Origin of the sequence: Leifsonia sp. T36S-04 (assembly GCF_042465655.1) — a bacterium.
GTDB lineage: Bacteria > Actinomycetota > Actinomycetes > Actinomycetales > Microbacteriaceae > Leifsonia.
In genome coordinates, this window is the sequence record NZ_CP146286.1 from 1,709,274 (window position 1) to 1,724,123 (window position 14,850).

General features: G+C 69.3%; 18 protein-coding genes and 2 tRNA genes. 8 read left to right on the forward strand and 12 right to left on the reverse strand.

All coding sequences use genetic code 11. The features are described 5' to 3' along the window. Positions 1 to 7 precede the first annotated feature (7 nt). Positions 8 to 883, forward strand: coding sequence for an acyl-CoA thioesterase (locus P3F85_RS08290; RefSeq protein ID WP_374010761.1), 876 nt, complete (start codon positions 8 to 10; stop codon positions 881 to 883). A gap of 35 nt (positions 884 to 918) precedes the next feature. On the opposite strand, the gene P3F85_RS08295 is transcribed toward P3F85_RS08290, so the two are convergent. Both P3F85_RS08295 and P3F85_RS08300 read right to left on the reverse strand, forming a co-directional pair. Beyond that, positions 919 to 1,635, reverse strand: a complete 717-nt coding sequence (locus tag P3F85_RS08295) for an anti-sigma factor (RefSeq protein ID WP_374010762.1) — start codon at positions 1,633 to 1,635, stop codon at positions 919 to 921. Then, a complete protein-coding gene (locus tag P3F85_RS08300; RefSeq protein WP_374010763.1) occupies positions 1,632 to 2,144 on the reverse strand; it encodes a sigma-70 family RNA polymerase sigma factor in 513 nt (170 codons plus the stop codon). The genes P3F85_RS08295 and P3F85_RS08300 overlap by 4 nt, the downstream gene beginning before the upstream one ends. Positions 2,145 to 2,280: 136 nt before the next feature. On the opposite strand from P3F85_RS08300, the gene P3F85_RS08305 reads away from it, so the two are divergent. Together P3F85_RS08305 and P3F85_RS08310 are read left to right on the forward strand one after the other, a co-directional pair. Beyond that, positions 2,281 to 2,733 carry a ubiquinol-cytochrome c reductase iron-sulfur subunit gene (locus tag P3F85_RS08305; protein ID WP_374010764.1) on the forward strand — a complete coding sequence of 151 codons (453 nt, stop codon included), beginning with the start codon at positions 2,281 to 2,283 and terminating at the stop codon, positions 2,731 to 2,733. 8 nt (positions 2,734 to 2,741) lie between these two features. Next, positions 2,742 to 3,263: a hypothetical protein gene (locus tag P3F85_RS08310; RefSeq protein ID WP_374010765.1), complete on the forward strand. Its 522-nt coding sequence runs from the start codon at positions 2,742 to 2,744 to the stop codon at positions 3,261 to 3,263. Between the two features lie 31 nt (positions 3,264 to 3,294). Here P3F85_RS08310 and P3F85_RS08315 read toward each other — a convergent pair whose 3' ends face one another. The 5 genes from P3F85_RS08315 to msrA all read right to left on the reverse strand — a co-directional run bounded on the left by P3F85_RS08315 (position 3,295) and on the right by msrA (position 7,195). Then, positions 3,295 to 3,810, reverse strand: coding sequence for an acyl-CoA thioesterase (locus tag P3F85_RS08315; RefSeq protein WP_374010766.1), 516 nt, complete (start codon positions 3,808 to 3,810; stop codon positions 3,295 to 3,297). Between the two features lie 17 nt (positions 3,811 to 3,827). Further along, entirely contained in the window at positions 3,828 to 5,510 is a 1,683-nt protein-coding gene (gene ettA, locus P3F85_RS08320; protein WP_374010767.1) for an energy-dependent translational throttle protein EttA, read from the reverse strand. Positions 5,511 to 5,581: 71 nt separating this feature from the next. Then, positions 5,582 to 6,124 carry a DUF6993 domain-containing protein gene (locus tag P3F85_RS08325; protein ID WP_374010768.1) on the reverse strand — a complete coding sequence of 181 codons (543 nt, stop codon included), beginning with the start codon at positions 6,122 to 6,124 and terminating at the stop codon, positions 5,582 to 5,584. A 10-nt stretch (positions 6,125 to 6,134) separates the two neighbouring features. Next, positions 6,135 to 6,548, reverse strand: coding sequence for a single-stranded DNA-binding protein (locus tag P3F85_RS08330; protein ID WP_374010769.1), 414 nt, complete (start codon positions 6,546 to 6,548; stop codon positions 6,135 to 6,137). A gap of 122 nt (positions 6,549 to 6,670) precedes the next feature. Continuing rightward, positions 6,671 to 7,195, reverse strand: a complete 525-nt coding sequence (gene msrA / locus P3F85_RS08335) for a peptide-methionine (S)-S-oxide reductase MsrA (RefSeq protein WP_374010770.1) — start codon at positions 7,193 to 7,195, stop codon at positions 6,671 to 6,673. A 102-nt stretch (positions 7,196 to 7,297) separates the two neighbouring features. Between msrA and P3F85_RS08340 the strand changes: the two genes are divergently transcribed. Then, entirely contained in the window at positions 7,298 to 8,023 is a 726-nt protein-coding gene (locus tag P3F85_RS08340) for a hypothetical protein (RefSeq protein WP_374010771.1), read from the forward strand. 72 nt (positions 8,024 to 8,095) lie between these two features. Here P3F85_RS08340 and nadE read toward each other — a convergent pair whose 3' ends face one another. Then, positions 8,096 to 8,935: an ammonia-dependent NAD(+) synthetase gene (gene nadE, locus P3F85_RS08345; RefSeq protein WP_374010772.1), complete on the reverse strand. Its 840-nt coding sequence runs from the start codon at positions 8,933 to 8,935 to the stop codon at positions 8,096 to 8,098. Between the two features lie 79 nt (positions 8,936 to 9,014). Between nadE and P3F85_RS08350 the strand changes: the two genes are divergently transcribed. Continuing rightward, positions 9,015 to 10,232 (forward strand): cation:proton antiporter, encoded by a 1,218-nt coding sequence (locus P3F85_RS08350; protein WP_374010773.1) that lies wholly within the window; start codon positions 9,015 to 9,017, stop codon positions 10,230 to 10,232. A 21-nt stretch (positions 10,233 to 10,253) separates the two neighbouring features. Here P3F85_RS08350 and P3F85_RS08355 read toward each other — a convergent pair whose 3' ends face one another. After that, positions 10,254 to 11,108, reverse strand: a complete 855-nt coding sequence (locus P3F85_RS08355) for a LysR substrate-binding domain-containing protein (RefSeq protein ID WP_374010774.1) — start codon at positions 11,106 to 11,108, stop codon at positions 10,254 to 10,256. Positions 11,109 to 11,271: 163 nt separating this feature from the next. Between P3F85_RS08355 and P3F85_RS08360 the strand changes: the two genes are divergently transcribed. Continuing rightward, positions 11,272 to 12,576, forward strand: a complete 1,305-nt coding sequence (locus tag P3F85_RS08360) for an MFS transporter (protein ID WP_374010898.1) — start codon at positions 11,272 to 11,274, stop codon at positions 12,574 to 12,576. A 31-nt stretch (positions 12,577 to 12,607) separates the two neighbouring features. After that, positions 12,608 to 12,680 (forward strand) — tRNA-Arg (locus tag P3F85_RS08365). 153 nt (positions 12,681 to 12,833) lie between these two features. On the opposite strand, the gene P3F85_RS08370 is transcribed toward P3F85_RS08365, so the two are convergent. From P3F85_RS08370 to P3F85_RS08380, 3 genes are all read right to left on the reverse strand, one after another. Further along, positions 12,834 to 12,909 (reverse strand) — tRNA-His (locus P3F85_RS08370). 47 nt (positions 12,910 to 12,956) lie between these two features. Beyond that, positions 12,957 to 13,580: an oligoribonuclease gene (orn, locus tag P3F85_RS08375; RefSeq protein ID WP_374010775.1), complete on the reverse strand. Its 624-nt coding sequence runs from the start codon at positions 13,578 to 13,580 to the stop codon at positions 12,957 to 12,959. A 10-nt stretch (positions 13,581 to 13,590) separates the two neighbouring features. Continuing rightward, positions 13,591 to 14,418: an SGNH/GDSL hydrolase family protein gene (locus P3F85_RS08380; protein ID WP_374010776.1), complete on the reverse strand. Its 828-nt coding sequence runs from the start codon at positions 14,416 to 14,418 to the stop codon at positions 13,591 to 13,593. A gap of 96 nt (positions 14,419 to 14,514) precedes the next feature. Between P3F85_RS08380 and P3F85_RS08385 the strand changes: the two genes are divergently transcribed. Then, positions 14,515 to 14,829 carry a thioredoxin family protein gene (locus tag P3F85_RS08385; RefSeq protein ID WP_374010777.1) on the forward strand — a complete coding sequence of 105 codons (315 nt, stop codon included), beginning with the start codon at positions 14,515 to 14,517 and terminating at the stop codon, positions 14,827 to 14,829. The last annotated feature ends 21 nt before the right edge of the window (positions 14,830 to 14,850 follow it).

The following is a 14,850-nucleotide window of genomic DNA, read 5'->3' on the forward strand; positions in this document are numbered from 1 at the left end:
AGGACGAGTGACCGAGCCCCTGGCTTCCCTACTGACCGCCCTCGACCTGACCGACACCGGAGCCCGCACCAGCGAGGACATCTTCACCGGCCCATCGCAGTGGATGCCGCTGGGCCGCGTCTTCGGCGGGCAGGTGCTCGCGCAGTCGATCGTGGCCGCCACCCGGACTGTTGAAGACGACCGCAACATCCACTCGATGCACGGGTACTTCCTGCGCCCGGGCGACGTCAACCTTCCGATCACGTTCTCCGTGGACCGCATCCACGACGGCCGTTCGTTCTCCACCCGGCGCACGCAGGCCTACCAGAACGGGCTGCCGATCCTCTCGATGATCGCGTCGTACCAGACCGAGGACGAGGGATTCGAGCACCAGGACACCATGCCCGACGGCGTGCCGGACCCCGAGGACCTGCCGTCCGCGGCATCCGTCCTGGAGGACGTGCGGCATCCGGTCGCCCAGTATTGGGCCGGACAGCGGCCATTCGACATGCGGCACGTCACCTCGCCGATCTACGTCTCGGTCGAGGGCGAGCACGTTGCGGAGCAGGCCGTGTGGTTCCGGACGATCGGCGAGATGCCCGACGACCCGGCGCTCCACCGGGCGGCGCTCGCCTACGTCAGCGACTACACGATCATGGAGGCGGTGATGCGCCGGCACGGCGTCGCCTGGGGTACTCCCGGCCTCAAAGCGGCCAGTCTCGACCACGCGATGTGGTGGCACCGGCCGGCCCGGGTGGACGAGTGGCTGCTGTACGTGCAGAAGTCGCCGACCGCGAGCGGGGGCCGTGGGCTCGCCGAGGGCCGCATTTTCTCGCGCGACGGCCGCCTGGTGGCGAGCGTCGCGCAGGAGGCGACCATCCGCCTGCCGCGCGCCACGGACTGAGCTGAACAGCGCGGCTGCGCGTCACCGCCGGGCGCTCAGCCGAAGGTGCTGCGCAGCAGGACGGTGCCGTCACCGGCCGAGCGGATGTCGACGGCGGCGATGTCGCTCACCGGCAGGCTCGTCGTCGCGACGGGCGTGGCTGTCGTTCCCTCGTCGGCGGTCCAGGTCGAGATGGTGTGCTGCTGGCCGGCGCGATCGGTGACGACCATCGCGTACGTCCAGGAGTGACCGCCATCCGCTGCACCCACGTGGGCGTAGGTGCAGCGAGAGTCGATCCGGGTCCCCCACGGCTCGGTCGTCAGCCGGAGGTCTGCCGTGAGGGCGCTCGGCTCCACCTGCTGCATCGCCACGGCGGCCGTGGGCGCGGCTGCGGGATGCAGCACTCCGGGCAGCACGAATGCCGCGACGCCCACGATCAGCGCGGCGGCGAGGGCGGAGAGACCGGCCACGAGCCAGCGGCCGCGGGCCCGCCTCCGGCGTGCGCGGTGGAGCAGTGTCGGGAGCAGTTCCTTCGCCGGGCCGGGCTCCGCCATCGGCGACGCGGCGGCCACGGTTTCGTCTCCGAGAAGCGCGAACGCCTGCTCGCGGGGCACCCTGCTGAGCAGCCCGGGCATCCCGGCCAGCTCGGAGACGGAGTCGGCGCAGCGCTCGCACACCTGCAGGTGGGCCTCGAACTCACGGCGCTCCACGGGCGAGAGCGCGCCGAGCACGTAAGCCGCATCCCAGGTGGCGAATTCGTCGTGCGTGGTCATCGTTCCGTCACCCCTCTCTCCTGCAGTGCGAGCCGCAGCGCGCGAAGGCCGTAGTGGAGGCGCGACTTGACCGTGCCTTCGGGGATGTCGAGCTCGCGCGCGATCTCGGCGACCGAGCGGCCTCCATAGTAGGCGTGGACGATGACCGCCCGGTGCTCGACGGAGAGCTCTGCCAGCGCGTCGGAGACCAGCCAGGCGTCGAGGACCGAGTCGGCCTCGCTGTCGGGCGACGGGTTCTCGGGAAGGGTGTCCGTGCCGAACTCGTGCCGGTAATGCGCGCTGCGCCGTCCATCGATCACCAGGTTGCGCGCAACCGTGAACAGCCACGTACGGGCCGACTGCTGGGACTGGTCGAGCACCGCGGGTCTGCGCCAGGCGCGGAGCAGCGTCTCCTGCACGACGTCGTCGGCCATCGCTCGGTCGCCGGTGAGGTGCACGACGTACCGCCAGACAGCTTGCGCGTGCTGATCGTGCAGCTCGCGCAGCAGGCGGTCGTCCTCCTCCGGCATGGTCACCTCCAATTAGGACACGATGCAGCCGGCCGAAAGGTTCACACGCCAGGGTTGAATCGGCAGCCGTGAACCAATCGCTGCTTCGTCTCGTGACTACCGTAAGAGACACGCACGCCAATCGGGAGGAAACCGCATGAACGACCACGCACCGCTCACCCGCCGCACCCTCGTCTCGATCGGCGGGGCCTCCGCCGGCGCTCTGCTGCTCGCGGCGTGCACACCCGGCGGCGCCGAGGGATCGGGCGGCTCGGGTGGATCGGGCGGCTCCGAGGGATCGTCGGGTGGCGGTTCCGGTTCGGCGAAGGTGTCGCTGGCCTCCATCCCGGTGGGAGGCGCCGTGTCGGCGACTCTGGCGGGACAGCCGATCGTGGTCTCGCAGCCGAGCGCCGGGCAGGTGGTCGCGTTCAGCGCTGTCTGCACGCATCAGGGCTGCACGGTCGCACCGCAGGGCAAGGAGTTCGACTGCCCGTGCCACGGCTCCCGGTTCGACGGGACGACGGGTGACGTTCTGAACGGCCCGGCACGCGACCCGCTGCCGAAGCTGAACGCCCAGGTCTCGGGCGACTCCGTGACCGTCACCGAGTAGGCGTCGCCGTGGAGGTCAACGGACTGCCGCTGCATGTGCTGCTGGTCCACTTCGTGGTGGTGCTCGTTCCGCTGACGGCGATCGCGGCGCTGCTCGTACCGATCTGGCCGGCGGCGCGGCGGAGGCTGGGGATCGTCGTCCCGCTGCTCGCGCTCGCGGATCTCATCCTGGTCCCCGTCGTCACCTCCGCGGGTGAGTGGTTGCAGGCGCGAGTCCCGTCGACGCCGCTGATCGTGCAGCACGCGGCCCTCGGGCACACACTGCTGCCCTGGGTGATCGCGCTGTTCGTCTTCGCCGTGGTGCAGTGGGCGTGGTTCTTCTTCGTCGATCGGCCCGATTCGCCGCGACAGCCCTCGGTTGTAGTGCGTCGCGTCGTGCGGATCGTGCTGATCGTCGCGGCCCTGGTGCTGACCGTCGGCACGGTCGTCGAGGTCGTGCTGATCGGCGAGGCAGGGTCGCGGGCCATCTGGGAGAACTCGTTCAGCCCGACTCCCCTGCCCACCACACCGGCGCCGTCACCGGCTCCGTGACGGGCGGCCGGGACGCCTCAGCCGGACGCGCTCAGTTCCGCTTGGCGAACACGACCGGCTCGTCGAGGTAGGGCGTCCAGGCGTCCCGCTCGCGGTCGTTGATGCGGCGTGGTCGCTGCGTCGTGGCATCGACGAGGACGATCGTCGTCGCCGCCCGCGTGAACATCGTGCGCGGCTCTGTGCCCTCCGGCGACCACACTTCGTAGCAGACCTCGAGGCTCGCCCCGCCGAGCCGGCCCAGCCAGAGCTGGACATCCAGGGCCTGACGGAGGTACGGGATGGGCGCGAGGTACTCGATCTCCTGCCGGGCGATGAGCGTGAGGGTGTCGGCGCCGGGCCGCCCGTCGAGCACGGCCGTGGAGCCGCCGACCGCGTCGCCAGTGCCTCCGATGCCTCCGACCGCTCCGGAGTTCTCTCCGCTGTCGTCGGTCGCCCAGAACGCCTCGATGCGCGCCTCTTCGAGGAGGCGCAGCATCTCGGCGTTGTTGACGTGCCCGTACGCGTCCAGGTCGCTCCAGCGGAGCTTGATCGGAACGTGCAGTCGCATCGTGGTCGGCTTCCGGGTCAGTCGCGGGTGAGCTTGCGGTAGGCCGAGCGGTTCGGCTTGGCCGCATCCGCTCCGAGGCGCTCGACCTTGTTCTCCTCGTACGCTTCGAAGTTGCCCTCGAACCAGTACCAGTTGGCCGGGTCCTCGTCGGTGCCCTCGTAGGCGAGGATGTGGGTCGCGATCCGGTCGAGGAACCACCGGTCGTGGGTGATGACCACGGCGCAGCCGGGGAACTCGAGCAACGCGTTCTCGAGGCTCGACAGGGTCTCGACGTCGAGGTCGTTGGTCGGCTCGTCAAGCAGCAGCAGGTTGCCGCCCTGCTTGAGCGTCAGCGCCAGATTGAGGCGGTTGCGCTCACCACCGGAGAGTACGCCGGCCTTCTTCTGCTGGTCCGGTCCCTTGAAGCCGAACGTCGACACATAGGCGCGTGAGGGCACCTCGGTCTTGCCGACCTGGATGTAGTCGAGCCCGTCGGACACGACCTGCCACACGTTCTTGTTGGGGTCGATCCCGCCGCGCGACTGGTCGACGTAGGAGATCTGGACGGTCTCGCCGACCTTGAGGTCGCCGCCGTCGAGCGGCTCGAGACCCACGATCGTCTTGAAGAGGGTGGTCTTTCCGACACCGTTCGGGCCGATGACGCCGACGATCCCATTGCGGGGAAGGGTGAACGTCAGGCCGTCGATCAGCCGGCGGTCGTCGAAGCCCTTCTGGAGGTTCTTGGCGTCGATCACGACCTGGCCGAGGCGCGGTCCCGGCGGGATCTGGATCTCTTCGAAGTCGAGTTTCCTGGTGCGCTCGGCCTCCGCCGCCATCTCCTCGTAGCGGGCGAGGCGCGCCTTCGACTTGGCCTGGCGGCCCTTGGAATTGCTGCGGACCCAGTCCAGCTCCTCCGAGAGGCGCTTCGCCAGCTTCGCGTCCTTCTTGCCCTGGATCGCGAGCCGCTCGCTCTTCTTCTCGAGGTAGGTCGAGTAGTTGCCCTCGTACGGGTACAGGTGACCGCGGTCGACCTCGGCGATCCACTCGGCCACGTGGTCGAGGAAGTACCGGTCGTGCGTCACGGCGAGCACGGCACCGTGGTACTTCGCCAGGTGCTGCTCCAGCCAGAGCACGCTCTCGGCGTCGAGGTGGTTGGTGGGCTCGTCGAGCAGCAGGAGGTCCGGCTTCTGGAGGAGCAGACGGCACAGCGCCACGCGGCGCTTCTCACCGCCGGACAGGGTGTTGACCGGCCAGTCCCCCGGCGGGCAGCGCAGCGCATCCATCGCCTGCTCGAGCTGGGAGTCGAGGTCCCAGGCGTCGGCGGCGTCGATCTGCTCCTGCAGCGTGCCCATCTCGGCGAGAAGGGTGTCGAAGTCGGCGTCGGGATCGGCCAGCAGACCCGAGATCTCGTTGAACCGGTCGACCTTCTGCTTGATCTCGCCCACGCCCTCCTGGACGTTCTCGAGCACGGTCTTGCTCTCGTCGAGCACGGGCTCCTGCATCAGGATGCCGACCGTGTAGCCCGGGGACAGCTTGGCGTCGCCGTTGGAGGGCGTGTCGAGGCCCGCCATGATCTTCAGGATGGTCGACTTACCGGCGCCGTTGGGTCCCACGACGCCGATCTTGGCTCCCGGCAGGAACGCCATCGTGACGTCGTCGAGGATCACCTTGTCGCCGACCGCCTTGCGGGCGCGCACCATCGAGTAAATGTATTCGGCCATGACCCCAAGTCTATTCGGCTGGAGGGACTGCCTCGGTCGCCGGCTCTACCAGCCGGCTCTACCAGGCGGCTCTACCAGTCGATCGGCCGGGTCTGCCCGACGAGGCAGGTGCCGGTGGCAAGCACGGGCGTGACCATGCTCCCGTACCCTCCCGCGTCCGCACCGTTCTGGCCGATGAGGCAGCTGTCGCCCATCCGCACCGAGAACTGGATGGAGTTCGCCTTCAGTCCGATGGTCGTCGTGTCGACCGTGACCTGCATGTCGGCTTTCGGGAAGCCCGCCCCCACGAGGGCGTCGATGAAGTCGCGCCCCTGGGCGTTCGGGTTCGCCGCTAGCGTCGCCTTGTTCACCTGATCGAAGTAGGCGAGATTCTGCTCCGCCGTGCCGCCCGGAACGAGCCCCACCGTTGCGGGCGCGGAGGTGGAGGGCGCAGAGGCGGAGGGCGCAGAGGTGCCCGGCGTCGGCGTCGCGGTGCCGGAGGCGGTGCTCGTCGGCCCCGTCCCTCCCGTGCCACCCGTGCAGCCGGCGAGAGCGAGCGCAACGGACACGCCCGCGACCAGGATGGCGGCGGACACGGCCGAAGGACCGGTCCGGCGGACCGCGGGGAGCGTCATATGCCTCATCTTAGGGCGACGCCGCTGTGATTCCGTCGGGAGGCGTTGCCGCCTCCTCGGGCGTCTCCCGCGACGCCGCGCGGGTGAACGAGGATCGGCCCCAGGTGAGGTCGTGCCCGATCGATTCCGCCTCGATCTCGACCGTCATGCCCTGCTTCTCCCCCGCCCATTCGCGCAGGCAGAGCCGGCCGGCGACGAGCACCGGATCGCCCTTGGCGATGCAGTCGGCGGCGCTGAGCGCAAGGCGGCGGAAGGCACTGACGGTGTACCAGTTGCTGCCGCCGTCCTCCCACGTGGACGATTTGCGGTTGTAGCGGCGCCGTGTGGTCACGAGCCGGAAGCTCGTGATGGGCAGTCCGCCCTCGGTGACGAGATGGCGCGGCTCGCTGGCGACGAAGCCCCGGACGGCGACGGTGTCGGACATGATCTCCCTTTCGGTGCCCCCGCGGTGAGGGCGCACCTCCACTCTCGTCGGCGCGGTCCGCGCCTCCCCCCGCGCCGGCGGTTTCCGTGGAGAACCCGTCGGGATCCGGACCTGGGGACGGATCAGGCCGCGACGTAGTCGGCGTAGGAGGCGCGGATCTTGTTCACCTTCGGCAGCGCGACCGCGAGGCAGTATCCCTGGCCCGGGTTCTTCGCGAAGAAGTCCTGGTGGTACTCCTCGGCCCGGTAGAAGGGGCCGAGAGGCTCGATGGTCGTGACGATGCCGCCGTCCCAGTACTCGGCGGCCCGGTCGCGGGCGCCCTCGAACAGCTCCCTCTGCTCCTCGCCGTCGTAGAACATCGCGGAGCGGTACTGGGTGCCGATGTCGTTGCCCTGCCGGTTCAGCTGGCGCGGGTCGTGCAGGGTGAAGAACACATCGAGGATGACGCCGGCCGGGATGACCTCCGGGTCGAACGTGACCGCGACCGCCTCCGCGTGCCCGGTGCGCCCGGTGCACACCTCCTCGTAGGTCGGATCCACGGTCAGGCCGCCCGTGTATCCGGACACCACATCGTCCACACCGCGCAGGACGCGGTACACCGCATCCAGGCACCAGAAGCATCCGCCTGCCACGACAAAGGTCTGCATCGGGGTCCCCTTTCGATCGACTCCTCCCATTCTGCTACGCCAGTTGACGACACGACGCGAACGGTCCCGAGCCCGCAGTCGAACCGCGGTTACCATCACCGCATGCAGTGGTGGAATGACTTCGTCGATTGGCTCACATCGCCGGCAGCGCGCCCGGTGATCTTCTATGCGGCGGTCCTCGCGGTCGCCGTGATCCTGTCCGGCCTTATCGCCGCCTGGATCGCCCGTGGCGCCCTCAAGGGCCTCCTCTCCCGCACCGACCGCCAGCAGAAGGCCTCCGCGATCGCCGCGCTCGTCGACGCGGCCACCGAGGCATCCGTCTGGAACTCCCTCACCCCGGCCGAGCAGGTGCTCTCCGACCGCGCGGTCGGCCAGGCGGACATCATGATCCGGCTGCTGCCGATCAGCAACTCGGGCCTCGCGGCCACCTGGGCCGGTCACCAGCTGGCCGAGATGAAGCGCGCGTCGGCCACGTTCGGCTACCAGCTCGACCCGGCGATCGCCGAGTTCCGCGACCGGCTGATCGAGTGGCAGAACAACCCGCGCCGCGCCCGCAGGATCTTCCAGAGCGACCTCGAGCGCTGGCGTTTCGAGAACAGCGACGGTGAGCGCTCGCTGATCGCCCAGCAGGATGCGTGGGTCGCCCAGCAGCACCACGAGCAGTACGCGTCGTCGGCCACGTCAGCCGCGGGCACCCCCGCCGAGGAGCGCCAGCCGGAACCCCAGCCCGCGGCCGCCGCGTACACCGCGCCGTACACCGCCCCGGCCACCGAATCCCAGGCCACCGCCGACACGTCGCCTACCGCGCGTCTCGGTCAGCCCGTCTGACCTGCGGACGACCGCCACACTCCACCCGAAACGAAGGGCGCCGGCATTACGCCGGCGCCCTTCGTCGTCTGGTCAGCGGGTGTACGAGCTCTCGGCCCACCAGGAGTCGAACATGCTCGCCGGGGGCTGGCGCTTGTGCTCGGTCGCCCGGTAGCGGCTCTCCAGCGCCTCGGCGACCTCGTCGGCCACCTCCTTGCCCTCGAGGAAGTCGTCGATGTCGTTGTAGGTGAGCCCCAGGTTGTCCTCGTCGGTCTGGCCGGGGTTGTGGTCGAGCAGGTCGGCGGTCGGCGCCTTCTCGTAGAGCCGCGCAGGCGCATCCAGGAATCGCAGCAGCTGCTTGCCCTGGCGCTTGGTCAGCCCGGTCAGCGGGAGGATGTCGGTGCCACCGTCGCCGTACTTCGTGAAGAAGCCGGTCACCGCTTCGGCGGCGTGGTCGGTGCCGACCACCAGCAGGCCGTGCTGACCGGCGATCGCGTACTGGGCGACCATGCGGATGCGCGCCTTGACGTTGCCCTTGACGAAGTCGGACATCTCGTCGCCTACGGCGTCCGCATACTCGTCCTCCACGCCGTCGGTGCCGCGCTGGATGTTGAAGACCACCGAGCGCTTCGGCCGGATGAACGAGAGCGCCAGCTGCGCGTCCTCCTCGTCGCGCTGGACCGCATACGGCAGCCGCACGGCGATGAAGTCGGCCTCGGTCCCCTCGGCGGCCAGCCGCTCGACCGCCAGCTGGGTGAGCCGGCCGGCCAGCGTCGAATCCTGTCCGCCGCTGATGCCGAGCACGAACCCCTTGGCGCCCGTGGTGCGCAGATAGTCGACGAGGAAGCCCACGCGACGCTCGATCTCCGCTGCCGGATCGACCTCCGGGCGGACGTGCAGATCTTCGATGATTTTGGCCTGACGTTCACGCATGAGGTCACTTTATCCCCGGTGGATTTCGGGCGTGTGAACGGTCTGCCCGTCCACCCGGGCGGTTCGCTAGCATGCGCGCATGAACCCCGCCGTCTCGAGCGTCGTGCTCGTCCCGCTGATCGCCGTCGTCGCAGCCCTCCTGACGACCGCCGTCGGACGAGTCGTGAAGATCCCGCTGGTGGTCTTCGAGATCGTGCTGGGGCTGATCGTGGGACCGAGCATCCTCGGCTGGGTGCCCAAGACCGACGCGCTGGATGCGCTCGCCAACTTCGGTCTTGCCTTCCTGTTCTTCATGGCCGGCAATGAGATCGACTTCGCGGCGATCGGTGGCCGCCGCCTCCGGAGGGCATCGCTCACGTGGATCCTCTCGCTGGCGGTGGGCATCGTGCTCGCGGCACTCATCGCGGGAGAGATCATCAAGGGCGTGTACATCGGAATCGCCCTGACCTCCACTGCCCTCGGCACCCTGATGCCGGTGCTGCGGGATGCGGGCGAACTGCGGACCCCCTTCGGGCGAGCCGTCATCGCGGTCGGCGCCGTCGGAGAGTTCGGACCCCTGCTGGCGATCTCGTTGTTCCTGAGCGGACGGAAGCCTCTGGCAGCCGCGCTCGTGCTCATCGGATTCGCTGTCATCGCGGGCGGAGCGATCTGGTTCGCATCCAGGGGAGGGCACCAGCGCTTCCACCGTCTGGTGCGCGCGACTCTCCACACCAGCGGGCAGTTCGCCGTGCGATTCGTCGTGCTCGTCATCGCCGCCCTCGTCGGACTGAGCATCGCTCTCGGCCTGGACATGCTGCTCGGCGCGTTCGCCGCGGGGGTGCTGTGCCGCATCCTCCTCTCCGGCGCCGAGCCCGCGGACGCCCACCACATCGAGAGCAAGCTGGAGGCCGTCGCTTTCGGCGTCCTCGTGCCCATCTTCTTCATCAACACCGGGATCGGGTTCGATCTGAAGGCGCTGCTCGGCGACCCGCGGGCGCTCGTCCTGCTGCCGATCTTCCTGGTGCTGCTGATCGTCGTGCGCGGGATCCCCGGGTCGTTCTCAGCGCCGCCCGGTTCGACGTTCCGGGACCGCGCCGCACTGACGCTGTTCTCGGCGACCGGCCTGCCGATCATCGTCGCGGTCACCGCGATCGGGGTGCGCGAACACGAGCTGCCGGTGGGCACGGCGACGGCCCTCGTCGGCGCCGGGATGCTCTCGGTCCTGATCTTCCCGCTCGTCGCGCTGCTGCTGCGGCAGCGTTCAGCGGACGGCGGGGTTCGCCCGTCCGACCCGGATCCGATCGCGGTCGAGGGGTGACGGTCCGGCCGCCGTGGCGGCTCAGGCCACCCGGCTGACCGCCCGGGCGAGGATCGCCGTGGTCAGTGCCTCCACCGGCTCCCGCGCGGCGCTCGGGTTCGACAGCAGGGTGAAGTCGACGTGGCCGAGCTCGGGCAGGGCGAACCGGTTGGTGACCTTGATCAGGTCGGTCGGGATGAGCGAGCGCGGGAACACCGCGACGCCGATGCCCGCTCGCACGGCCGCGAGCACACCGTTGACCTCGCGCGTGTTGCAGGTGATCCGCCACGTGCGCCCGGCCGCTTCGAGAGCGTCGATGGCGGCCTGACGGCTCAGGCTCGGGCCCTGATACGAGATCAGCGGGACAGGGCCTTCGGGGTCGAGGATCGTCTTCTCCTGACCCATCCAGACCAGCTCGTCCGTCGCGACGACCGTGCCCTCGGTCGTCCCCGGCGTCTGCTTGATGAAGATGAGGTCGAGGTGCCCGGCCTTCAGCTTCCGGTGGAGCGGCGCCGACTGGTCGACGGTCAGCTCCAGGTTGATCTGCGGGTTCTGCTGCCGGAAATGCCGGAGCACGCGCGGAAGCGTCGTGATCGCCAGGTCGTCCGCCGCGCCGAACCGGAGCCGCCCGCGCATGGCGGAACCGCTGAAGTAGCTGTCGGCCTCTGCCAGCGCCGCGAGGATCGTGCGGGCGAACCCGGCCATCGCGTCCCCGTTGTCGGTCAGGCGCACGTCCCTGGTGTCCCTCGCGATCAGCTGGCGTTTGGCCGACTGCTCCAGCTTGCGGATGTGCTGGCTGACGGTCGGCTGGCTGATGCCCAGCCGCACGGCGGCCTTGGTGAAGCTGTGCGTGTCGGCGACGGCGAGGAAGGTCTGCAGCAGGATCGGGTCGAACATGAGCCATCCATTCGAAAAACCAATGGGAGTTATTGCGATGATCGGGAACAACAATAGCCCCGGATGCGTAATGTCGAAGTGACACTTCATACGGAACCAGACGAGACATCGAGGTAACACACACGTGGCGCACTCCACCGCAGCGGCCCCGCCCACCGGACCCATGCCGGTCCTCTCCGCCCGGCCGCCGTGGCGTGAGACGTTCGCCTCGCTCCGCGTCCCGAACTACCGGCGCTTCGCCGCGAGCAACCTGGTCGCCAACACGGCGGTGTGGATGCAGCGCATCGCGATGGACTGGCTGGTGCTGCAGCTCTCGGGCAGCGTCGCGGCCGTCGGGATCACCGTGTTCATGCAGTTCACCCCGATGCTCGTCTTCGGACTCTGGGGCGGCGTGCTCGCCGACCGCTACTCCAAGCAGCGCCTGCTCGTCATCACCCAGTCGTGCGCAGCGGTCCTCGCCGCGCTGCTCGCCGTTCTCACCCTGACCGGCCAGATCCAGGTCTGGCACGTCTACGCCATCTCGTTCGCGCTCGGACTCGTCACCGTCGTCGACAACCCCACGCGCCAGGTCTTCGTCAGCGAGCTCGTCGGCCCGCGCTACCTGCGCAACGCGATCAGTCTCAACTCGTCGATCTTCCAGCTGGGCGGGCTCATCGGGCCGGCGCTCGGCGGCGTGCTCATCACGGCAGTCGGCGGCGGCTGGTCGTTCGTGATCAACGCGGTGGCCTGCTTGGCGGTCGTGTTCGCCGTGGCCACCCTGAAGCGGTCAGAGCTGCACGCCTCCCCCGCCGCCCCGCGGGGCAAGGGCCAGCTGGCCGAGGGGATGCGCTACGTGCGCCGCAAGCCTGTCATCTTCTGGACGGTGGTGATGGTCGCCGTCGTCGCGGTCTTCGCGTTCAACATGCCGGTCTTCCTCGCCGCCTACGCGAACGACGTGTACCACGTCGGCGCCCAGGGCTACGGCCTGTTCAACGCGCTGGTCGCGGCCGGCGCGCTCGCCGGAGCGCTCGCATCCACTCGCCGCACGAGCGTGCGACTCTCGATGGTGGTCGGCACGGCGGCTGTGCTCGGGATCGTCCAGGCCGTCGCCGGGTTCGCCCCGGGCGAGATCGCGTTCGGGATGCTGCTCGTCGGCATCGGAATCGGCAACCTGCTCTTCATCACGGCGGCGAACTCGCTCGTGCAGATGTCGTCGAACGTGCAGATCCGCGGGCGGGTGATCTCGCTGTACATCCTCGTCCTGCTCGGCGGACAGGCGCTCGGCGGACCGCTGATGGGCTGGCTCGTGGAGCAGGTCGGCCCGCACATCGCCATGGCGATCTCGGGCGTGGTCCCCGCCGCCGCGGCCGCGGTCATCGCCGTGCTCATCGCGCGCCAGGCGAGCCTGCGGCTGCGATTCGGGCTGCGCGGCCGGCGTCCGGTCATCGCGATCGTGAACCGGACGGGCAAGGCGGGTGCGACTCTCTGAGTCGCCGCCCCTCCGGTATCGTTGGAGGGACGCCCCCGTAGCTCAGCGGATAGAGCAGGAGCCTTCTAATCTCTTGGTCGCAGGTTCGATTCCTGCCGGGGGCACCTTTGCGTCGCGTCCCTCCCCTCGCGTCTACCCGGGCACGATTTGCGCCAAATCGCGTAATCGGGCCGCCCATTACCGCGATTTGGCGCAAATCGTGGAACAGGTGACGACGCGCAAAAAGGGCCCGGTCTCGAGGAGACCAGGCCCTTTGGTGGGGTGAGTAACGGGGCTTGAACCCGCGACCTCCTGGACCACAACCAGGCGCTCTACCAGCTGAGCTATACCCACCATGGCTCAGGCCGACTACTCGTCGGCCGATAAGCAACTCATCGATTCTAGCCCATCAGCGGGGTCCATTTTTCCACCACACCCGTGGCCAGTGCCTGGGTGTCCTCGGTGGTCGGACCGGGAGGCGCGACGAACGCCGCGGCGCGGTAGTAGTCGAGCTCGCGGATGGATTCGAGGATGTCGGCAAGCGCCCGGTGACCGCCGTTCTTCTCCGGAGCGTTGAAGTAGATGCGCGGGAACCAGCGGCGGGCCAGCTCCTTGATGGACGACACGTCGACGTTCCGGTAGTGCAGGTGCGCGTCGAGTCGCGGCATGTACTTCGCGAGGAACATGCGGTCGGTTCCGATGGTGTTGCCTGCGAGCGGAGCGGTGCGCGCGGTCGGCGCGAACTTCAGCACGTACTCCAGCACCTCGTACTCCGCTTCGGCGAGGCTCTTGCCGTTCGGGATCTCCTCGATGAGGCCGGACGTGGTGTGCATCTGCCGTACGAAGTCGCCCATGTTCGCCAGCGCCGAGTCATCGGGCTTGATGACGATGCTCAAGCCGGGGTCGAGGACGTTCAGCTCGAAGTCGGTGATCACCACCGCGATCTCGACGAGCTCGTCGACCTCGAGGTCGAGGCCGGTCATCTCGCAGTCGATCCAGACCAGCCGATCCGAGGAATTTGCCATACCCGGAAGTCTAGTGCCGCCCTCCGACGGTCCCCGGGACGGGGTAGCCGCCCAGATCCACACGCTGCGGCACCGGGAGCTTCGGACCCCTGCCGTCGCCGGTGGAGACGTGCCGCAGGCGGCGCGCGACCCACGGGATGGCGTACACACGCAGCCAGGTGCGCAACGGCACCGAGTCGGGCGGCGTCGGCGGGTCCGGCGGTCCCGACGCCTCCGGTCCCCCGATCTCTGCATACGGCACGCCGAGCGCGTGTGCTGCCTGGGCCGCGAGCAGCCGGTGCCCGCGGGTGCTCAGGTGCACCCGGTCCGATGCCCACATCGCAGGATCGCGGAACTCGCGCACGCCCCACACGTCGAGCACGACCGCGCGCTGGTCGCGGGCGATGCTCCAGATGTTCGCGTTGAACACCGCCGCGCGCCCGCGGAAGGGCTTGAGGAAGAAGGCGAACTGGGGGTCGAAGATGTTGGCCAGCAGAACGGTCGCGCCCGATTCCCGGAGCACGCGGATGCCGCTCTCCAGCCGCGCGGCGAGGGCATCCGGATCCGCGGCCGGGCTCATCAGGTCGTTGCCGCCGATCATGACCGAGACGAGGTCCGGCTCGAGTCGGACGGCGTCCGGGATCTGCGCATCCACGACATCGGCGATGCGGCGCCCGCGGACGGCGAGGTTCGCGAACTCGACGGTGGAGCCGGCGAGCCGGGCATCCCCGTCGAGAATGCCCGCGAGGCGGTCCGCCCAGCCGTGGAACGCGTCCGGCCGTGCGGGCGCAGTGTCGCAGAGGCCCTCGGTGAGCGAGTCACCGAGGGCGACGTAGCGCGTGAAGGTCGTTCGGCTCACGGGACGATTGTCGGTCGACTCCGCTCCCGGCCGCGCGCGCCGACGCCGGGTTCACCGGGATCGTCGCCGCGATTTCTCCCGACGTACACTGGCGATGTGGATTCGACACCGGCCGTTGACCCGGCGGTCACCGGGCAGCAGCAGACGGCAGCCCGACTGACCTTGTACACCTCCGCCTTCTGCGAGCCGTGCATGCAGACACGCGCGATCCTCGCGGAGGCCGCCCGTCTGGCGCCCCGCGTGGCGGTGACCGAGTTGGATGTGGCACGCAACGTCGAGCAGGCCGAGCGCGACGGCATCCGCTCGACCCCGACGGTCATCGTCGCGGCGCAGGACGGGACCGAGGTGTTCCGCGCCGAGGGTGTTCCGACACTGGCGCAGGTGCTCGCGGCGGCAGCGAAAGCGCTCTGACCCTCCCGCGTCCGCGCCGGG

Excerpts from the sequence above, each read along its gene's own strand:
- P3F85_RS08360 (WP_374010898.1), top strand. The coding sequence starts at position 11,272 with ATGCCGGTCCTCTCCGCCCGGCCGCCGTGGCGTGAGACGTTCGCCTCG.
- P3F85_RS08350 (WP_374010773.1), top strand. The coding sequence starts at position 9,015 with ATGAACCCCGCCGTCTCGAGCGTCGTGCTCGTCCCGCTGATCGCCGTC.
- ettA (WP_374010767.1), bottom strand. The coding sequence starts at position 5,510 with ATGGCCGAATACATTTACTCGATGGTGCGCGCCCGCAAGGCGGTCGGC.
- msrA (WP_374010770.1), bottom strand. The coding sequence starts at position 7,195 with ATGCAGACCTTTGTCGTGGCAGGCGGATGCTTCTGGTGCCTGGATGCG.
- nadE (WP_374010772.1), bottom strand. The coding sequence starts at position 8,935 with ATGCGTGAACGTCAGGCCAAAATCATCGAAGATCTGCACGTCCGCCCG.
- P3F85_RS08305 (WP_374010764.1), top strand. The coding sequence starts at position 2,281 with ATGAACGACCACGCACCGCTCACCCGCCGCACCCTCGTCTCGATCGGC.
- P3F85_RS08315 (WP_374010766.1), bottom strand. The coding sequence starts at position 3,810 with ATGCGACTGCACGTTCCGATCAAGCTCCGCTGGAGCGACCTGGACGCG.
- P3F85_RS08295 (WP_374010762.1), bottom strand. The coding sequence starts at position 1,635 with ATGACCACGCACGACGAATTCGCCACCTGGGATGCGGCTTACGTGCTC.
- P3F85_RS08330 (WP_374010769.1), bottom strand. The coding sequence starts at position 6,548 with ATGTCCGACACCGTCGCCGTCCGGGGCTTCGTCGCCAGCGAGCCGCGC.
- P3F85_RS08340 (WP_374010771.1), top strand. The coding sequence starts at position 7,298 with ATGCAGTGGTGGAATGACTTCGTCGATTGGCTCACATCGCCGGCAGCG.
- P3F85_RS08325 (WP_374010768.1), bottom strand. The coding sequence starts at position 6,124 with ATGACGCTCCCCGCGGTCCGCCGGACCGGTCCTTCGGCCGTGTCCGCC.
- P3F85_RS08300 (WP_374010763.1), bottom strand. The coding sequence starts at position 2,144 with ATGCCGGAGGAGGACGACCGCCTGCTGCGCGAGCTGCACGATCAGCAC.
- P3F85_RS08355 (WP_374010774.1), bottom strand. The coding sequence starts at position 11,108 with ATGTTCGACCCGATCCTGCTGCAGACCTTCCTCGCCGTCGCCGACACG.
- orn (WP_374010775.1), bottom strand. The coding sequence starts at position 13,580 with ATGGCAAATTCCTCGGATCGGCTGGTCTGGATCGACTGCGAGATGACC.